Source organism: Leptothoe sp. ISB3NOV94-8A, assembly GCF_043421595.1.
In the GTDB taxonomy this organism is placed as follows: Bacteria; Cyanobacteriota; Cyanobacteriia; order Phormidesmidales; family Phormidesmidaceae; genus Leptothoe; species Leptothoe turfae.
This window is the reverse complement of the sequence record NZ_JAXSQW010000001.1, coordinates 664,389-678,972: the sequence shown is the minus strand read 5'-3', so window position 1 is coordinate 678,972 and position 14,584 is coordinate 664,389. Positions and strand designations below refer to the sequence as shown.

General features: G+C 51.0%; 10 protein-coding genes. 9 read left to right on the top strand and 1 reads right to left on the bottom strand.

The features are described from left to right. The first annotated feature begins 7 nt into the window (after window positions 1–7). The gene (locus SPB21_RS02765) at window positions 8–712 is read left to right on the top strand and encodes a carbonic anhydrase (RefSeq protein WP_499865389.1); all 705 of its coding nucleotides are present in this window, start codon (window positions 8–10) and stop codon (window positions 710–712) included. On the opposite strand, the gene SPB21_RS02760 is transcribed toward SPB21_RS02765, so the two are convergent. After that, the gene (locus SPB21_RS02760) at window positions 694–2,682 is read right to left on the bottom strand and encodes a protein kinase domain-containing protein (RefSeq protein ID WP_499865387.1); all 1,989 of its coding nucleotides are present in this window, start codon (window positions 2,680–2,682) and stop codon (window positions 694–696) included. The two genes, SPB21_RS02765 and SPB21_RS02760, sit on opposite strands and share 19 nt — an antisense overlap. A gap of 297 nt (window positions 2,683–2,979) precedes the next feature. Here SPB21_RS02760 and SPB21_RS02755 point away from each other — a divergent pair, with 297 nt between their 5' ends. From SPB21_RS02755 to SPB21_RS02720, 8 genes are all read left to right on the top strand, one after another. Then, window positions 2,980–3,579: an FHA domain-containing protein gene (locus SPB21_RS02755; RefSeq protein WP_163669146.1), complete on the top strand. Its 600-nt coding sequence runs from the start codon at window positions 2,980–2,982 to the stop codon at window positions 3,577–3,579. Continuing rightward, the gene (locus SPB21_RS02750; protein WP_499865386.1) at window positions 3,557–5,728 is read left to right on the top strand and encodes a mechanosensitive ion channel domain-containing protein; all 2,172 of its coding nucleotides are present in this window, start codon (window positions 3,557–3,559) and stop codon (window positions 5,726–5,728) included. Before SPB21_RS02755 ends, SPB21_RS02750 begins: the two co-directional genes overlap by 23 nt. 53 nt (window positions 5,729–5,781) lie before the next feature. Then, entirely contained in the window at window positions 5,782–7,509 is a 1,728-nt protein-coding gene (locus SPB21_RS02745) for a protein kinase domain-containing protein (protein ID WP_499865384.1), read from the top strand. 87 nt (window positions 7,510–7,596) lie between these two features. Beyond that, entirely contained in the window at window positions 7,597–8,124 is a 528-nt protein-coding gene (locus SPB21_RS02740; protein WP_163702800.1) for a hypothetical protein, read from the top strand. A 170-nt stretch (window positions 8,125–8,294) separates the two neighbouring features. After that, on the top strand, window positions 8,295–9,326 hold the full coding sequence (locus tag SPB21_RS02735) for an endonuclease/exonuclease/phosphatase family protein (protein ID WP_163702799.1): 1,032 nt from the start codon (window positions 8,295–8,297) through the stop codon (window positions 9,324–9,326). Between the two features lie 226 nt (window positions 9,327–9,552). Beyond that, the gene (locus SPB21_RS02730; protein ID WP_163669142.1) at window positions 9,553–10,527 is read left to right on the top strand and encodes a hypothetical protein; all 975 of its coding nucleotides are present in this window, start codon (window positions 9,553–9,555) and stop codon (window positions 10,525–10,527) included. Between the two features lie 64 nt (window positions 10,528–10,591). Beyond that, complete coding sequence (locus SPB21_RS02725; RefSeq protein WP_499868662.1) at window positions 10,592–12,028, top strand: carotenoid oxygenase family protein; 1,437 nt, start codon at window positions 10,592–10,594, stop codon at window positions 12,026–12,028. Between the two features lie 356 nt (window positions 12,029–12,384). Beyond that, window positions 12,385–14,583, top strand: a complete 2,199-nt coding sequence (locus SPB21_RS02720; protein ID WP_499865382.1) for an AAA-like domain-containing protein — start codon at window positions 12,385–12,387, stop codon at window positions 14,581–14,583. Window position 14,584: the final 1 nt, after the last annotated feature.

Here is a 14,584-nt window from a genome sequence, read left to right as displayed (position 1 = left end):
GTAGTTTATGTTCGGCCCCCTGCTAACGCGACGTGACTTTCTTCAGCTCAGTCTTGCAAGTATTCTCTGGGGCTATGACGGTGATCAAGGGCCTGCCCACTGGTCTACGCTATCTAGTGATTACCACATCTGCGGTGACGGTCAGCGGCAATCTCCCATCAAGATCGACAAAACTACGGCGACCGAAGAGACAGTCAGTTTTGACTATCGACCCATGCCCATTTCCCTGCTCAACAATGGTCGTACCATTCAGGAAACTGGTAATGACCGCTGCTCTCTCACCCTTGATGATCAGGTCTATAATCTGAGTCAATTTCACTTTCACACCCCCAGCGAACACACTGACGGTGGCGCGCCCTATCCCATGGAATTGCACCTGGTGCACCGTCATGCCGAGACTCAAGCGTTAGTCGTTGTGGGGGTATGGATCACGCCAGGCTTAGAACAGCCGGAACTCGCTGTTCTAGGCCAGCATCTGCCTAAACAATCGGGAGAACAGATTAGTGCTTCTGCCATGGTGAATCCGGGCAACCTGCTACCAACGGAGCGAACACTGGTGCGCTACAGCGGTTCTCTGACAACACCTCCCTGTTCTGAAGGGGTAACCTGGCTAATGATGGTGAACCCCATCGAAGCATCGGCCCAACAGATTGAAATGTTTCATCAAGTGTTGGGTAATAATGCTCGACCGCTTCAACGACCTAGTTTTTGACGAATTTGGGTTCGTAATGCCTGGGCCTCTGGATAATCTGGCTGTAGTTCAATGGCTTTTTCGATGGATGCGATCGCAGCATCAAACCGCCGCAGTCCCCACAGGGCTGCTCCCCGATTACTCCAGGCTTCTGCAAAATTCGGATCCAGTTCAAGGGCACGATCGTAGGCAGTTAGCGCATCCTGGAACCGTTGCTGTTGCAACATAATGCCGCCTCGATTGTTCCACGCTTCGGTGTAACTGGGGTCGATGTCCAAAGTCTGGTCATATAAAACCAATGCGGCCTGGGGTTGTCCCTGCTGTTCCAGGGCATAGCCTTTACTCCACAATGCTTGGATATTGTCAGGGGCGATTGCCAGGGCCAGCTCACAAGCTTCAACCGCCTGACCGTAGTTCTGCAATTGATTCAGGCTATAGCACCGTCCCCAATGGGCTTCCACCTTGTCGGGGCTGCGTTCCACCAACTGGTCATACACCTGAAGCGCTTCTTTATAGTGGTTGCGATCGCGCAAATCACTGGCCTTGGCGAAAAGCTCATCTAAGGATGGTTGGGCAACGGGCTGGGCAGCGGGCTGGGCCGGTGCCGCCACTTTTGTGGGTGTCTTGGGTGCTGCGGTCGGTGCTGCGGTCGGCACTGCTGTAGCCCCTGGAGTAGCGGGTTCTACGGCGGCACTCCCAGGCTCAGAATCCGCCGATGGACTACCCTCTGCAGTCTGGGGAGACTCGGCTTCAGATGCCGGAGTCGCTTCAGCAGGAGCTACCGCTACCGTAGGCGCAGCTTCAGGCTGGGAGGTGAGGTTGGCAGAGGTTTGGCCATTGCGTACCAACCCCAATGCCACGACGGCCACAATGCTTAATCCCAAAATTGACCAGCGGCTTTGGCGACTATTTAGCAGGGTGGGCAACGCCTCAACAGTGGCCTGGGTGGCATCTTGCAGAGAGCGAGTAACTGCTTGAAGCTTTTCAATGGGTAACGTTTGAGTTGGCGCTGATATGGAGACTGTTTCAATTTGGCCCTGGTCCGAGGCTGGTGTTATCCCTGGGCTATTAGAGGGCTTTGCGGGCGCAGCCATCTGGGTGGGTAATCCACTGACAGCACCAGTCGCAATCGGTTCACTCGCCATCGCCGGTAAAGACCGTAGGTCAGTCAAAACCTCCGTTGCCGTTGGATAGCGATCGCGATAGTCATAGCGCACCATGCGCGCCAAAACGGCCTGAAAGGCTTCACTAATATCTAAATCAGGACTTTGCCAGAGAACTTCGCTGGTGCGAGGGTCACGCTGTAGCAAGTGGGGTCGAGTCCCCGTCAACGCCTGCAAGCAGATCATACCTGCAGCATAAATATCGCTACTAAACCAGGGATTGCCAGCCAGTTGTTCATTAGGCATATACCCCTGGGTGCCAATGGAAATAGTGCGCGTAACTTCGCCGTTTTCCCGCCTCTCACTGACCTGTTTAACGGCCCCAAAGTCAATCAGCACCATATGACCATCGGCTCGACGGTGGATCAGGTTAGACGGTTTGAGATCGCGATGAATCACCCCTTGCCCATGGACAAAGGCCAGGGGGGTCATCATTTCTATCAGCAACTGACGAACCCTAGCTTCAGACCAGGGTTGCCCCGGTTGAATCAACGTAGACAGAGACTCTCCCTCAATCAGCTCCTGGGCTAGATAAAACTCTTGGCCATCTTCAAAGTGAGCCAGCAAACGCGGAATCTGAGAGTGCTCACCCAGCTGGTAAAGCACCCGGGCCTCCGTTTCAAACAGACGTCTAGCCGTCGTTAAGCTCTCAGCATCCTGTAGATGGGGCTTGAGCTGCTTAATGACACAGGTTGGATGATCAGGTAAATGTAAGTCGGTTGCTAAAAAGGTATGGCCAAACCCACCCTGACCAAGGGGTTGGATAAGTTTGTATCGGCCTCCGAGTGTTTCTTTAGATTTAACACCCAATAGTTGTATCAGGTTCATACGGCGATCCCAAGAGCAGTAATGCCTGAAGTGGATTTAATATAATTGCCCCCATACCCTCAGCAAACGCATGATGGGCAGTCGTTAATAGAGTTACTAAGTTAGGCAGATGTACGGTCCTAACCTAGCGATTTCACCTAGGAACTAGCCTGCGAAATAGACAGTCCTGCTGACCGACCACTACCTCTGAAATTTCTGAACTGACTTTTCTGAACTGAATTTAAATACATCCCGTCTTTATAACGAGTAGAGTAAGATCGTCCTCGAAACCGTCGTATCGTTAGAACAAACGCCCCCATGTCAGGTGAACCGGTCGTTATCCAATTTAACTGGGAAGATCCGGTGACGGGAGAATCCCAGTATGCCTCGCGTCAACTGCCCGTTGCCATTGGCCGTGAAACTAGCAAAATGCCAACACAGCTAGAAAATCAACCGGTGTCTCATTTGGAATTGATCCACCAGCAGGTATCGCGATGCCATGCGGTGATTTCCATGACCAACCGGCAGCTATACCTTTCAGACAAAAGCGCCAATGGCACTTTTCTCAACGGTCGGCCCATTCAGAAAAATGGTCAAATCTTTAAACCTAAAGACACCATCCGCATTGGTCCGTTTAAGTTAACGGCCATGATTATCAACACCACCGATGCGAATTCTACTGAATTAAATCGTGAGTATAGCCACCTGGCTAAAAGTGAGATGGCAACCGCAGAGCCCAACGCTATTCTAGGATGGCTGATCGGGGGTGGCATTCTACTGTTAATGGGCATCGGTTTATGGCTGGGAGGCCAGGCGTTATTAAACCGAGCTCGCCCCACCCTTGACGACCCGGCAGAATCATCTTTAAACCTCTCCAATATGGAAATTGGTGCCCTTGAGATTCCCACAAAACCATAGCCCACAAGACCATAGAGTTACCCCCCTGGTGCGCCGCTGCAAATATTGGGTTTTGCTTTGTCTATCCCTGGTGGTTTTTACCTGGGGAAACTTGACACTACCGGCTCAGTCTCAGACAGTTGAGGTGGACGAGCCAATAGACAGATCGACAGCAGAAGTTGTGGTCAATGGACGGAGAGTTTTTGATGTCCGTGGAGTGGCTGATTTCACTCCCCTTGAACGAGCCAACAGCATTAATAAACGGTTAAGGGAAGAAGTACAGAAACCTGAACCACCCAATATTGAAGTTGTTGTTGATGAAGAGACGGGGTTAGTTTATCTCCAAAGCCAGGGTGAAGACGGTGAAGACCTGATAGCCACCGTCACCCAGGTGGATTTAAGTAGGCCTGGCTATCGTCTGGAACAGCAGGCTGAAGATTGGGCAAACGAGCTAGAAGCCGCTATCCGTAGAGGGCAGTTAGAACGACGGCCCAACTATTTACGCCGGGCATTACTTTACAGTCTAATGGTGTTGGGAATTGCGATGACAATTCACCTCTTCCTCCGCACCTTTGGTCGCATCAGTTCTCGCTTCCTAACCCAGTGGTTTACCACCACCACCGGCCCATTCACCGTATGGGAAAGACCCATTACGTTCTTCTGGCGGCTGGGGTTAATCAGCTTAAAAGGAGGCCTGTGGCTGACATTTGCCATTTACATCACCGATCTGTTTCCAGAGCTACGTAGATGGCGTCATACCATTGCCACCCTGCTGACTGCCGAAAGCATCACCCTGGGCGACAACCAATACTCTGCCTTAAGAATGGTGCTGCTGCTAGCCCTCACCATTGGACTTTGGTTTGCCGCCCGGTTAATCTCTAGACTCTTCCGCACCTATATCCTCCGCAGAGCCCAAGTCGAAGCCCGACTGCAAGATATTCTCAGCGCTCTAGTTCAATATGTTCTGCTGTTTTTGGGCATTATTGTTCTGCTACAGCTGTTGGGAATTGACGCCAGCTCCCTGACAATTTTAGCCAGTTTGTTGGGTCTAGGTATTGGTTTTGGTGTTCAGAACATTACCAACAACTTTATCAGCGGCTTTATCATCACCCTAGAGCGCCCGATTCAAGTGGGAGACTTTATTAAAATTGGTGACTTAGTTGGCATTGTCAAACAGGTGGGAGCCCGTAGCACAGAGATTAACACGTTAGATAAAGTCACCATTATTGTGCCAAACTCTCGTTTTCTAGAGAGTGAAGTCATTAACTGGAGTCACGGTGACTCGATCTCTCGTTTACGGGTGCCGGTCAGTGTTGCCTATGGTTCTAACATTTCCCAGGTAAAAACCGCCCTGTTAGAAGCCGTTAAACGTCATCCTGAAGTCTTGTTGCGACCTGAGCCAGAAGTCTGGTTTCAAAGTTTTGGCGATAGTGCCCTAAATTTTGACATTATGGTGTGGACGGGAGAACCTCGCAAACAATTTCGCGTCAAAAGCGACCTTAACTACGCCATCGAGGCCAGCCTGCGCCACTACGATATTGAGGTGCCATTTCCTCAGCAGGATCTACACTTGCGATCGCCCCAACTAGACGACATTCTAGAACTCCTTAAACAGCAGTCCATTGGTATTTCGGACGGCTACCGCAGTATCCCCTCCCCCTACATTCCCCCAGCCACCGACACGACAGCAGAAGTCCCCGAGGACCCCATCGAGCCACCCGTTGAGCAAACGGTAGACCCCAAGTCACCACTGCCTGACTTTTTGGTAAATCTTGATCTAGAAGCCCTGGCCGATGCCCTGCAAGGACCACAGGGTATCACCCTGCAACCTCATCCAGAGGAACCGGACAGTGACCCCACATACTTTACCGGCACGGCGGCTGTAGAATGGCTAGAGCAAAAACGGGATTACACCCATGAAGGAGCCACATTAGTCGGCAAATGGTTACTGCATAAGGGGCTGATCGCCACCACCATCGAAGGTCAAGACTTCGAGGCCAGCCAGGCCCTCTATCAGTTTTATCAAGATTCACCAGCTGCCCTGGAGAAAGATATAGAATCACCCTCAGATCCAGTAATTTCAAACCAAGACATCACGGAGAGCGACACCGAAATTAAAACCGAAATCGTTGTCCCCAATCCCAATTACCGCCAGGACACCACCCATTGACCCCCCTTGTTTTCCTTTCCTGATTCTGCTGCTCACTCTGCCTGCTAATCCCCATGGACCTAAACTTCCTCCGATCCCGCCAATCCGGATCAGACCAACCCCTAGGTAGCCGGTACAAAATCGTCGAGCAGTTAGGCAGTGGCGGCTTTGGCCAAACCTTCCGAGCCCAGGATTTGCACCTGCCAGGGCATCCATTGTGTGTGGTCAAGCAGCTCAAACCCCAGGTGGAAGATGCTAAAGGATTACAGGTTGCTCGGCGGCTATTTGATACAGAAGCTAAAGTTCTTTATCAGCTGGGGTCCTATCCACAGATTCCTCACTTACTGGCCCACTTTGAAGAAAATCGAGAGTTTTACCTGGCCCAAGAATTGATTGAAGGCCATTCCCTGGAGGGCGAGTTCAAAACAGCCCCCTGGGACATTCCTAAAGTCATTGATTTCCTGGCCGATGTGCTAGAAACCCTGGCCTTTGTCCATGACAATCGGGTGATCCATCGAGACTTAAAACCATCCAACCTGATCCGCCGACAAAGCGATCATCGCATCGTTGTCATCGACTTTGGCGCGGTTAAGCAAGCCGGTACTCAACCGGCAGGGTCTGGCGTTAGCCACACCATTTCCATTGGCACCCAGGGCTACATGCCCAATGAGCAATTAATCGGTCAACCCCAGTTCAGCAGCGATGTGTATGCCGTTGGCATTATGGGCATTCAGGCCCTCACCGGCCAACCGCCTAGGCAGTTAATGCCCAATGCCCAAACCGGAGAACTGGAATGGCATCGCTATGTGCCCCATAGTCCCCTGGAGCTGATCACGATTTTAGACACCATGGTGCGTTACGACTTCCGTACGCGTTATCCATCAGCTAAGGAAGCCCTCAGGGCCCTACAGTCTTTGCCGCAGGGCCTAGGGCAATATGTAACTGGCACCGGGGCAAGTGCCACATCCGGCGCACGCAGACCGGCTCCACCAGCTCAGCCCACCGCGCTGACGGTACCGGCAATGGCCCCCCAGCCCCAGCCGCCAAACCGGGCCAAAACCTCCATGGCTACAGAGGTCGTACCGCCGCCGTCCACGACTAATACGACTAACACGACTAACACGATTAAGAAGATACCAGCCATTATCATCGGTGTAGCCATCTTGGGCATCGGCCTCCTGATGGGGCGAGCCTGCACATCAGCCACCTCGAATACCGCTGAGGTTCCAGTCGCCAGTCAATCGCCCACGGCACCAATAGAACCAGCTCCGGTTGAGGCTCCGGTTGTTGAGCCTCCTGTTACAGAGGCAGCCCCCCTTGAGGACCTGGAGACCCCAGCTCTAGACACCTCAGAGAGTCCCCCCATGGAGGAACCAGTTGCCATTGAAGCAAGCGAGCCCCCTGGGGAACTAGACGCAGAAATAGTGCCGGATGAGGCTCCGACAACAGAGTCACTGGAGCAGCCAGCAGCAGCCCTGACGCCAGCCACGGCCCAAACCGTTGTCACGACTTTTTATGCCTATCTATCCAGTCAGGCCTGGGATCAGGCCAAGGCACAAACCAGTGGCAGCGTAGCCCAGAATTTTAACCCCGAATTCTTTCAACAGTTTCAGCAGGTCTCGGTTGAGAATTTGCGAATCAAAAACCAAACCTCCGAAGGCATCGAGTTTGAGGGCCAGAACACCTATGTGTATAGCGATGGCGCAATCCAGAGAGAAGCACGCACATTTACAGTGCAGCTGATCGACGGGCAGCCCCGCATCGTGGATTCATCGTTTGTGCGGGTCATACAGGCTCGTTAGTTTAGCCTGCACATAGGCTGAAACTATCAAGCCTACAGATGTATTTGGCGATGCCCCCCTTGCAAAACTGTCATTTAGCGCTAAGCTATGGCGCAAGACCAATGTGTTTCTACGTTAATGCCATCGTCCAGCCACAATGCAAAACCATCCCATGCCCTTGCACTCAAGCAAGCGGCAAATTGGCAATGCAGGACCTGTGGACGACACTGTCGGCGTCATGACGAATCCCTGGACGATTTTGCTGCACGCATTGGTAATGAAGTAGAGGCGATCGCAGCCCACCCACGCCGCTGGGCCCTCCACGTGACCAAACTGCAGAAGCATACCCCCACTGTTCAGCACAAGACTGCATCAAAACAAACGGGCTCAGACCCGGTGGCTTTGCTTTGCGGCTCCTGTCATCGCAAATATCACAACTCTCACCGTTGGAAAAACCGACAACGGCAGTATCACCAGCACCTGGAACACATTGGCCAGCTCACCCTCAACGACATTCGCTTGCCCCTAACAGGTCTACAGCTATCGCTCAGTGAATGGAGTGATCCTTATGAAATTGTGAATCCTTTACAACCGCGCAAACGGACAAAAACGTCTAAAACGTCTGGTAGTCCGTGAATCGGGCCGTAGCAAGTCGTTTAATGCAGCATCTTTAATGCCTTTAATACAGTCAGAAATCTAACTCCTAAGAACCGTAGGAATTAGAGATTCTTGGCAAGATTGTCTGCAAGATTGTCTGCAAAACCGCTCAAATTGTCTTATTTTTAGCCCTATTCGTTAGCACTCCCATGGCCCGACGTACCCAGTTCACCATTGCGACATTTAATCTATACAACATTAACCGTCCAGGCCTAAGGATCTATTCTGATTTAGACGGCTGGGATAAAGGAGCCTACGAACGCAAGCTAGAGTGGAGCCGTCGTACCATTCTCAACAATGAGGCCGATGTTTGGGGATTCCAGGAACTCTGGCACACAGGTGCACTAGAAGATATTTTCGACCATAAAAAACTGGACGATTATCAGCTCTTAGTGCCTGAAGACCATCGTGGACAGCGGATTGTCTGTGCCGGGGCAGTACGCAAAGATATTCTGGTTGGCGAGCCCCAATGGATCGACGCATTTCCAGAGAAATTTATTTTGGAAAGCGGTGGCGATGACGCCCAAACATCAGGCATCTCTGTCAATGTCAACAGATTCTCCCGACCAGTCCTGCATTTTCAGGTGCAGGTGCGATCGCAATCGTCTCCCATCTCCGTCTACGTCGCTCACTTTAAGTCCAAAGCCCCCACTAAGGTCTACCGCGAAGGCTGGTACCGGGATGAAGATGAATACTATAGACAGCATAGTGAAGCCCTAGGCTCAGCCATTTCCACCATTCGCCGTACAGCCGAAGCTACGGCCCTGCGGATGATTCTGACAGAACGCATGAAAAATACCCATGAGCCAGTGGTCGTTCTGGGGGATCTCAACGATGGGGAAAGCAGCAATACCCTAAATATTTTGACTGGACAGCCCAACTATATTTTGAGTGGATTAGAACAGGGCGGTAGCGATGTGGACCTTTATGCAGTGAGTCGGCTACAGCAGTACCGTAGCGATCGCAACGTGTACTACACCCACATCTACCAAAACTTCCGAGAGTCATTAGATCATATTCTGGTATCCCAAGAATTTTACGACAACTCACGCCAGCGTCTGTGGGCCTTTAAGGGCATGGATGTCAGCAACGACCACCTCAATTGGGACAACCACAAAGAAGACGGCTCCTCAGACCACGGCATTATCCGTGCCCAGTTCGAATACCGCCCCGCCAAGTAATCCCCATGCCCCCCTTCGACACGCTCAGGGTAAGCTCCCTCACCCAGTAAAGAATACCTAAAATATCCCGAAGCTCCCCATGAGCGCGGGTAAACTGAGGTAAGAGGCGATACTGTACCGTATTGCTCAATTTTTCAAAGGCTTGAGCTTTTATTGAGTATGGCTAACGCTCTCTAACCATGATGATGCGTTAGCCCTAAACGGTATAGAAATCGGCACTGAAAATATGCACCCCACTCCCCATTGGTTTATTCCCTTAAATGAGTTAGATGCAGCCACAGGAGCATCCCTCAGGCCCGCAGATGCCAAGCCATCTGCGACAGATCCTGTTGCCAAAGAAGGAGATTCATTTCTCGTCACCTTAGAGAGTCTGTTAATTGTAAAAACCTACGACAGTAGAAGCGATAACGATCTGCTGGTCCGTTCTCGTCTCAAGTATGGCAATGCTCCCATGGTAGAAGCCATTAACTTCTTCGAGAATGACGTTCCAGCCGGCATCGTCAGAGACAATCTGCTGTGTGAGTATATCTACTCGCAAGAAAAGTATTCCACCCTGGACCGAGTCCATCTGGAAGTGGAGATCATGGAACTCCCCGGGGAGATTAGCCTGAACAAAGACATTGGCCAGGGTCTTCAAACCATCAAAAATACCTTTGGTATGGTTCTCAGCTCCTTTTTACCCTTTGGTGGTGTTACCTTCGATGTTATGCAGAAAGTAAACACCGTCAGAAAAGAAAAACGCCGCATCTTTCTTAGTAGTCTCGATCTATATGGCGATGGGGGAGAAGGGGAAGCACGTCTACGGTATGGAGCCTATGTCTTTTTCAAAGAGACTGTAGATGGCTCTAAGTTTAAGCTGCATAAGCTACAGCTACAAACTCCCGAAGATGGCACCCAGCCATTTCCCCACGACTATATTGTTGTCAAAGTGGTGCCAGCCCCCATCCGGGTGGGCAGTAATGAAGCAATAGCCCTACGCCACCAGAAATTAGCCGCTGTCCTAGGCTCCACCAATGGGCAAATGGATAACACAGCCAGGCATCCAAACTTTGATCATAATTTAATTCCCGATGCCGATCAGCTACGCAATCTAGCCCTGTTTTATAGCCTCCAAAAACGCAAAGACGCCCGTGAGGCCCTGGGCGAAACTCAGAATCAACTTTATCAGAGACTACGCCAGGAACTGCAAGCGTTTATCTAATAACAGATTAGTTGATATCATCTGCATCCCTATACTGGTAAATGTTGATGCCCTCAAAACTGTGATGCAAGCCCCCACGCGAGATCGCGACACCTTTGGCCAAGGTAAACCCCTCTGGTCTCGTGCGATCGCAAAACCTGCCGTCGAATTTGGTCCCGTTACCCTACCCGTTCTAGCGGGGCAAATCCCAGCAGACTTGAGAGGTAGCCTGTACCGCAATGGAGCAGGCCGTCTACAGCGTGGCGGACAAACCACCCACCATTGGTTTGATGGCGATGGCGGCATCCTGGCCATTCATTTTACCGACGCAGGGGCAACCGGGCTGTATCGCTACGTTCAAACCCAGGGATTCCAGGCAGAAGCCGCCGCTGACGAATATTTATATGGGGGCTATGGACAAATGGCCCCCGGCCCGTTTTGGAAACGCTGGGGCACTCAGCCCAAAAATGCAGCCAACACCTCTGTGTTAGCCCTACCCGATAAGCTCCTGGCCCTTTGGGAAGCGGGTAACCCTCATGCCTTAGATCTAGACACCCTAGACACCATCGGCTTAGATAACTTGGGCTACCTACAGCCAGGGCAGCCCTTTTCAGCTCACCCCAAACGGGATCCAAAAACCGGAGACATCTACAACTTTGGCGTTGTCCTCGGTCCTAAAAACTCCATTCAGCTATACCGCCTTGATGCCTCTGGCCAGATGCGCCAACAAAGCCAGATTCCACTACCTCGGACTGCATTGGTTCATGACTTTGTCATAGCAGGCCCTTATCTAATTTTTCTGATCCCACCCGTAGTCTTATCAGTATTGCCCATCCTGTTAGGAACCAAGGGTTTTAGCGATGCCATGGCGTGGAAACCCCAACATGGCACCCAAGTTATCATTGTTGATCGCAATACCCTCACAGAAGTCTCACGGTTTGCCACCGATCCCTGGTATCAATGGCACTTTGGCAACGGCTATCAAGCAGACGATGATTCCATTGTGATCGACTATGCCCGCTATTCAAATTTTGATACCAATCAGTGGCTCCAAGAATTTGTCACCGGATTTCCCAAAACCCAAGCCTCATCAAGACTTTTTCGATTACAGATTGACGCGATCGCAGGCAAAGTCTTATCCAACGAACCACTGTTTGGCCTAGACAGCGAATTCCCCATGACATCTCCCAATGATATAGGGCATCACCATAAATCTCTCTTTTTCTGCTACAAAGCCAATCCCAAAAACGAAGAATACTTCGACAGTATTGGCTGTTTAGACCCTGATGATGGCCATACCAACCTCATAACATTTCCCAAAGGCTGCTATCCCATCGAACCAATCTACGTCCCCAATTCCCAAGGCTCCGGCTGGATCTTCACCATCGTCTTCGACGGCAACCACGACCAAAGCACAGTCCAGATTTTACAAGCCGACAACCTAGAAGCAGGCCCAGTTTGTGTGTTGGAACTCCCCGAGATTATTCCCTTTGGATTTCATGGAACTTGGAAATCTCGGTGATTATGACCTGTTTAATCCTGGTTAATAGCACATGATGTCACGGGGCAGGCACAAGGCACAGCCCCTACAGGAGGTCAATGCAGAACAAATACAAGCGACCTTGCTGTAACCTCTGAGCCAGGCAAATTAGGCTATCCCAATATGAGGTCAGAAAACTACAAAGCTAAGTGCAGCGATTGCAGAATTCATTAGAGCATCTGCCCAAATCTTCAAATAAAACCGCAAAACATCAAACAGCCGTCATAAGCAGGTGACCTATGTAAACAGATGTCTTCGGAGTAAGACATCAACTAAAATTTGTGTAATTTTAAGTAAAGGAATAAATTTCTGATTGGCCACTGCTAAGCTGTCTTACTATGCCCTTAAATGCCAAACTACCATTGCGCAAAATTTTGGTGCTGGCGGCCAATCCTAGTGATACAGCCAGGCTGAGTCTAGATGAAGAAGTGCGTAGTATTCAGCGCAGTATCCAGCTATCCAAAGAGCGGGATCAGTTTCAAATCGTTTCAGAATGGGCTGTCCGCACTGAGGATCTAATTCAGGCACTGATGTCCCACCAGCCTCACATTGTGCATTTTGTCGGGCATGGTGTTGGTGATCATGGCTTAGTCCTAGATGATAGTCGAGGTCGGAGTCAGCTGGTGCCGACGCGAGCCCTGGCACGCTTATTTCAGCAGGTCTCCAATGTGGAGTGTGTCTTGCTCAATGCCTGCTATTCCGATAGTCAGGCCCAAGCTATTAGCCAGTTTGTATCCTGTGTCATTGGCATGAATCAGCCCATTGGCGATGTAGCGGCCATTAGTTTTGCACGGGGATTTTACACTGCCCTGGGTCATAGCAGCTCCTATGAAGCCGCTTATGAAATGGGGCGTACAGCCATTGATTTAGAAGACATTGCTGAGGAAGTAGCCACACCCGTTCTACGGACCCGTGCTGGCAAGGTCATTGATGATCGGTTCGGCAGTAAAGCTAGCCCTTCAGACAGTCGAACTGCCACACGGCGGATTTTCATTAGCTATCGCGATGAGGCTCCGGATAAGGACCTCGCCCAGGACTTTTACGATGCGTTTCAGGCAGCTGGCCATGAAGCCTTTATGGCGGCAGAGAGCATCAAGCTGGGAGAAAATTGGCGTAAGCGCATTAGCACTGAGCTGCACCAATGTGACTATTTTTTACTGCTGCTGTCGCCTTTGTCAGCGACCAGTGAGATGGTGACTGAAGAGGTAAAGCGGGCGCGGAGTCTGCGGGATCAGCGAGAAAACAATCGCCCGGTGATTTTGCCCATTCGGGTGCAGTTTCCTCTAGATGACCCGCTAAATTATGAGCTGCGGGGGTATTTACAGCAAATTCAGCAGAGGGAATGGCACTCAGCCGCAGATACGCCTGCCTTGTTGCAGGAGTTGCAGTCGCTAATGCAGGAGCACAAGGCGCAGCGGGACATTGCCCCGGCTGAGACCGAGTCTGTAGTCCCCATCCGACCGGTGGCCGATAGCATCGATCGACCGCCGCTACCGGTGGCTGAACCGGAGCTACAGCGAGAGCCAGGAGGTTCGGTACCGCTAAAATCTGGCCTTTATGTAGATCGTCCACCAATAGAAACGGATTGTTTTGCTGAAATTGAACAGCCAGGCTCGTTGATTCGCATTAAAGCACCGCGACAAATGGGTAAGACATCCCTGATGGCGCGAATTCTGAACCATGGCAGGGAGCTTGGGTATGCAACGGTGCCGGTGAGTTTTCAGCGGGCAGACAGTCGGTTATTCAATGACTTAGATTTGCTGCTGAAGTGGCTGTGCTCCCAGGTGGGCAGACGATTGAAAAAGCTTAAAGAACTAGAAGATTATTGGATGGGCTTTGGCAGTAAAGACAAATGCATTGCCTACTTTGAAGAGTGTTTGCTAGAGGATTTAGATACGCCCTTGATTCTGGCACTAGACGAAGTAGATATGGTGTTTCCCCATGCCACCGTGGCGGATGATTTCTTTGGGTTGTTGCGATCCTGGTATGAGTCGGCCCGCTATGGGGATTTTGGTAGCGAACTATGGGAGAAACTGCGGCTAGTAGTGGTACATTCCACAGAGGCCTATGTGCCGTTGAATATTAACCAGTCACCTTTCAATGTGGGCAAAAATGTAGAGTTAGAGGAGTTTTCGGCGGAGCAGGTGCAGGATCTGGCTCAGCGGTATGGGTTGTCGGCCAGTGCCAGTCAGACTGAGGCGCTGATGGAGTTGGTGGGGGGACATCCCTATTTGATTCGTAAGGCGCTATATCATCTGCGGCGGGATGATTTGAGTATAAATGCATTAACTGAAACAGCGGCGACAGAGGCAGGGATTTACAGTGATCATCTGCGGCGGCATCTCTATGTGCTACAGGATTATCCACAGTTGGCAGAAGCGTTTCGGCAGGTAGTAACCAAGCGTCGTCCGGTGGATATTGATGCGGAATCTTCGTTTAAGTTGGAGAGTATGGGGTTGGTGACGCTATCGGGGAATCAGGCATCGCCACTATGTGAGATTTATCGCGAGTATTTTAGAGAGCACTTGGAGGGGTAAG

Coding starts and splice junctions, on each gene's coding strand:
- SPB21_RS02740 (WP_163702800.1), top strand. CDS start 7,597: ATGGCGCAAGACCAATGTGTTTCTACGTTAATGCCATCGTCCAGCCAC.
- SPB21_RS02730 (WP_163669142.1), top strand. CDS start 9,553: ATGCACCCCACTCCCCATTGGTTTATTCCCTTAAATGAGTTAGATGCA.
- SPB21_RS02760 (WP_499865387.1), bottom strand. CDS start 2,682: ATGAACCTGATACAACTATTGGGTGTTAAATCTAAAGAAACACTCGGA.
- SPB21_RS02765 (WP_499865389.1), top strand. CDS start 8: ATGTTCGGCCCCCTGCTAACGCGACGTGACTTTCTTCAGCTCAGTCTT.
- SPB21_RS02745 (WP_499865384.1), top strand. CDS start 5,782: ATGGACCTAAACTTCCTCCGATCCCGCCAATCCGGATCAGACCAACCC.
- SPB21_RS02735 (WP_163702799.1), top strand. CDS start 8,295: ATGGCCCGACGTACCCAGTTCACCATTGCGACATTTAATCTATACAAC.
- SPB21_RS02755 (WP_163669146.1), top strand. CDS start 2,980: ATGTCAGGTGAACCGGTCGTTATCCAATTTAACTGGGAAGATCCGGTG.
- SPB21_RS02725 (WP_499868662.1), top strand. CDS start 10,592: ATGCAAGCCCCCACGCGAGATCGCGACACCTTTGGCCAAGGTAAACCC.
- SPB21_RS02720 (WP_499865382.1), top strand. CDS start 12,385: ATGCCCTTAAATGCCAAACTACCATTGCGCAAAATTTTGGTGCTGGCG.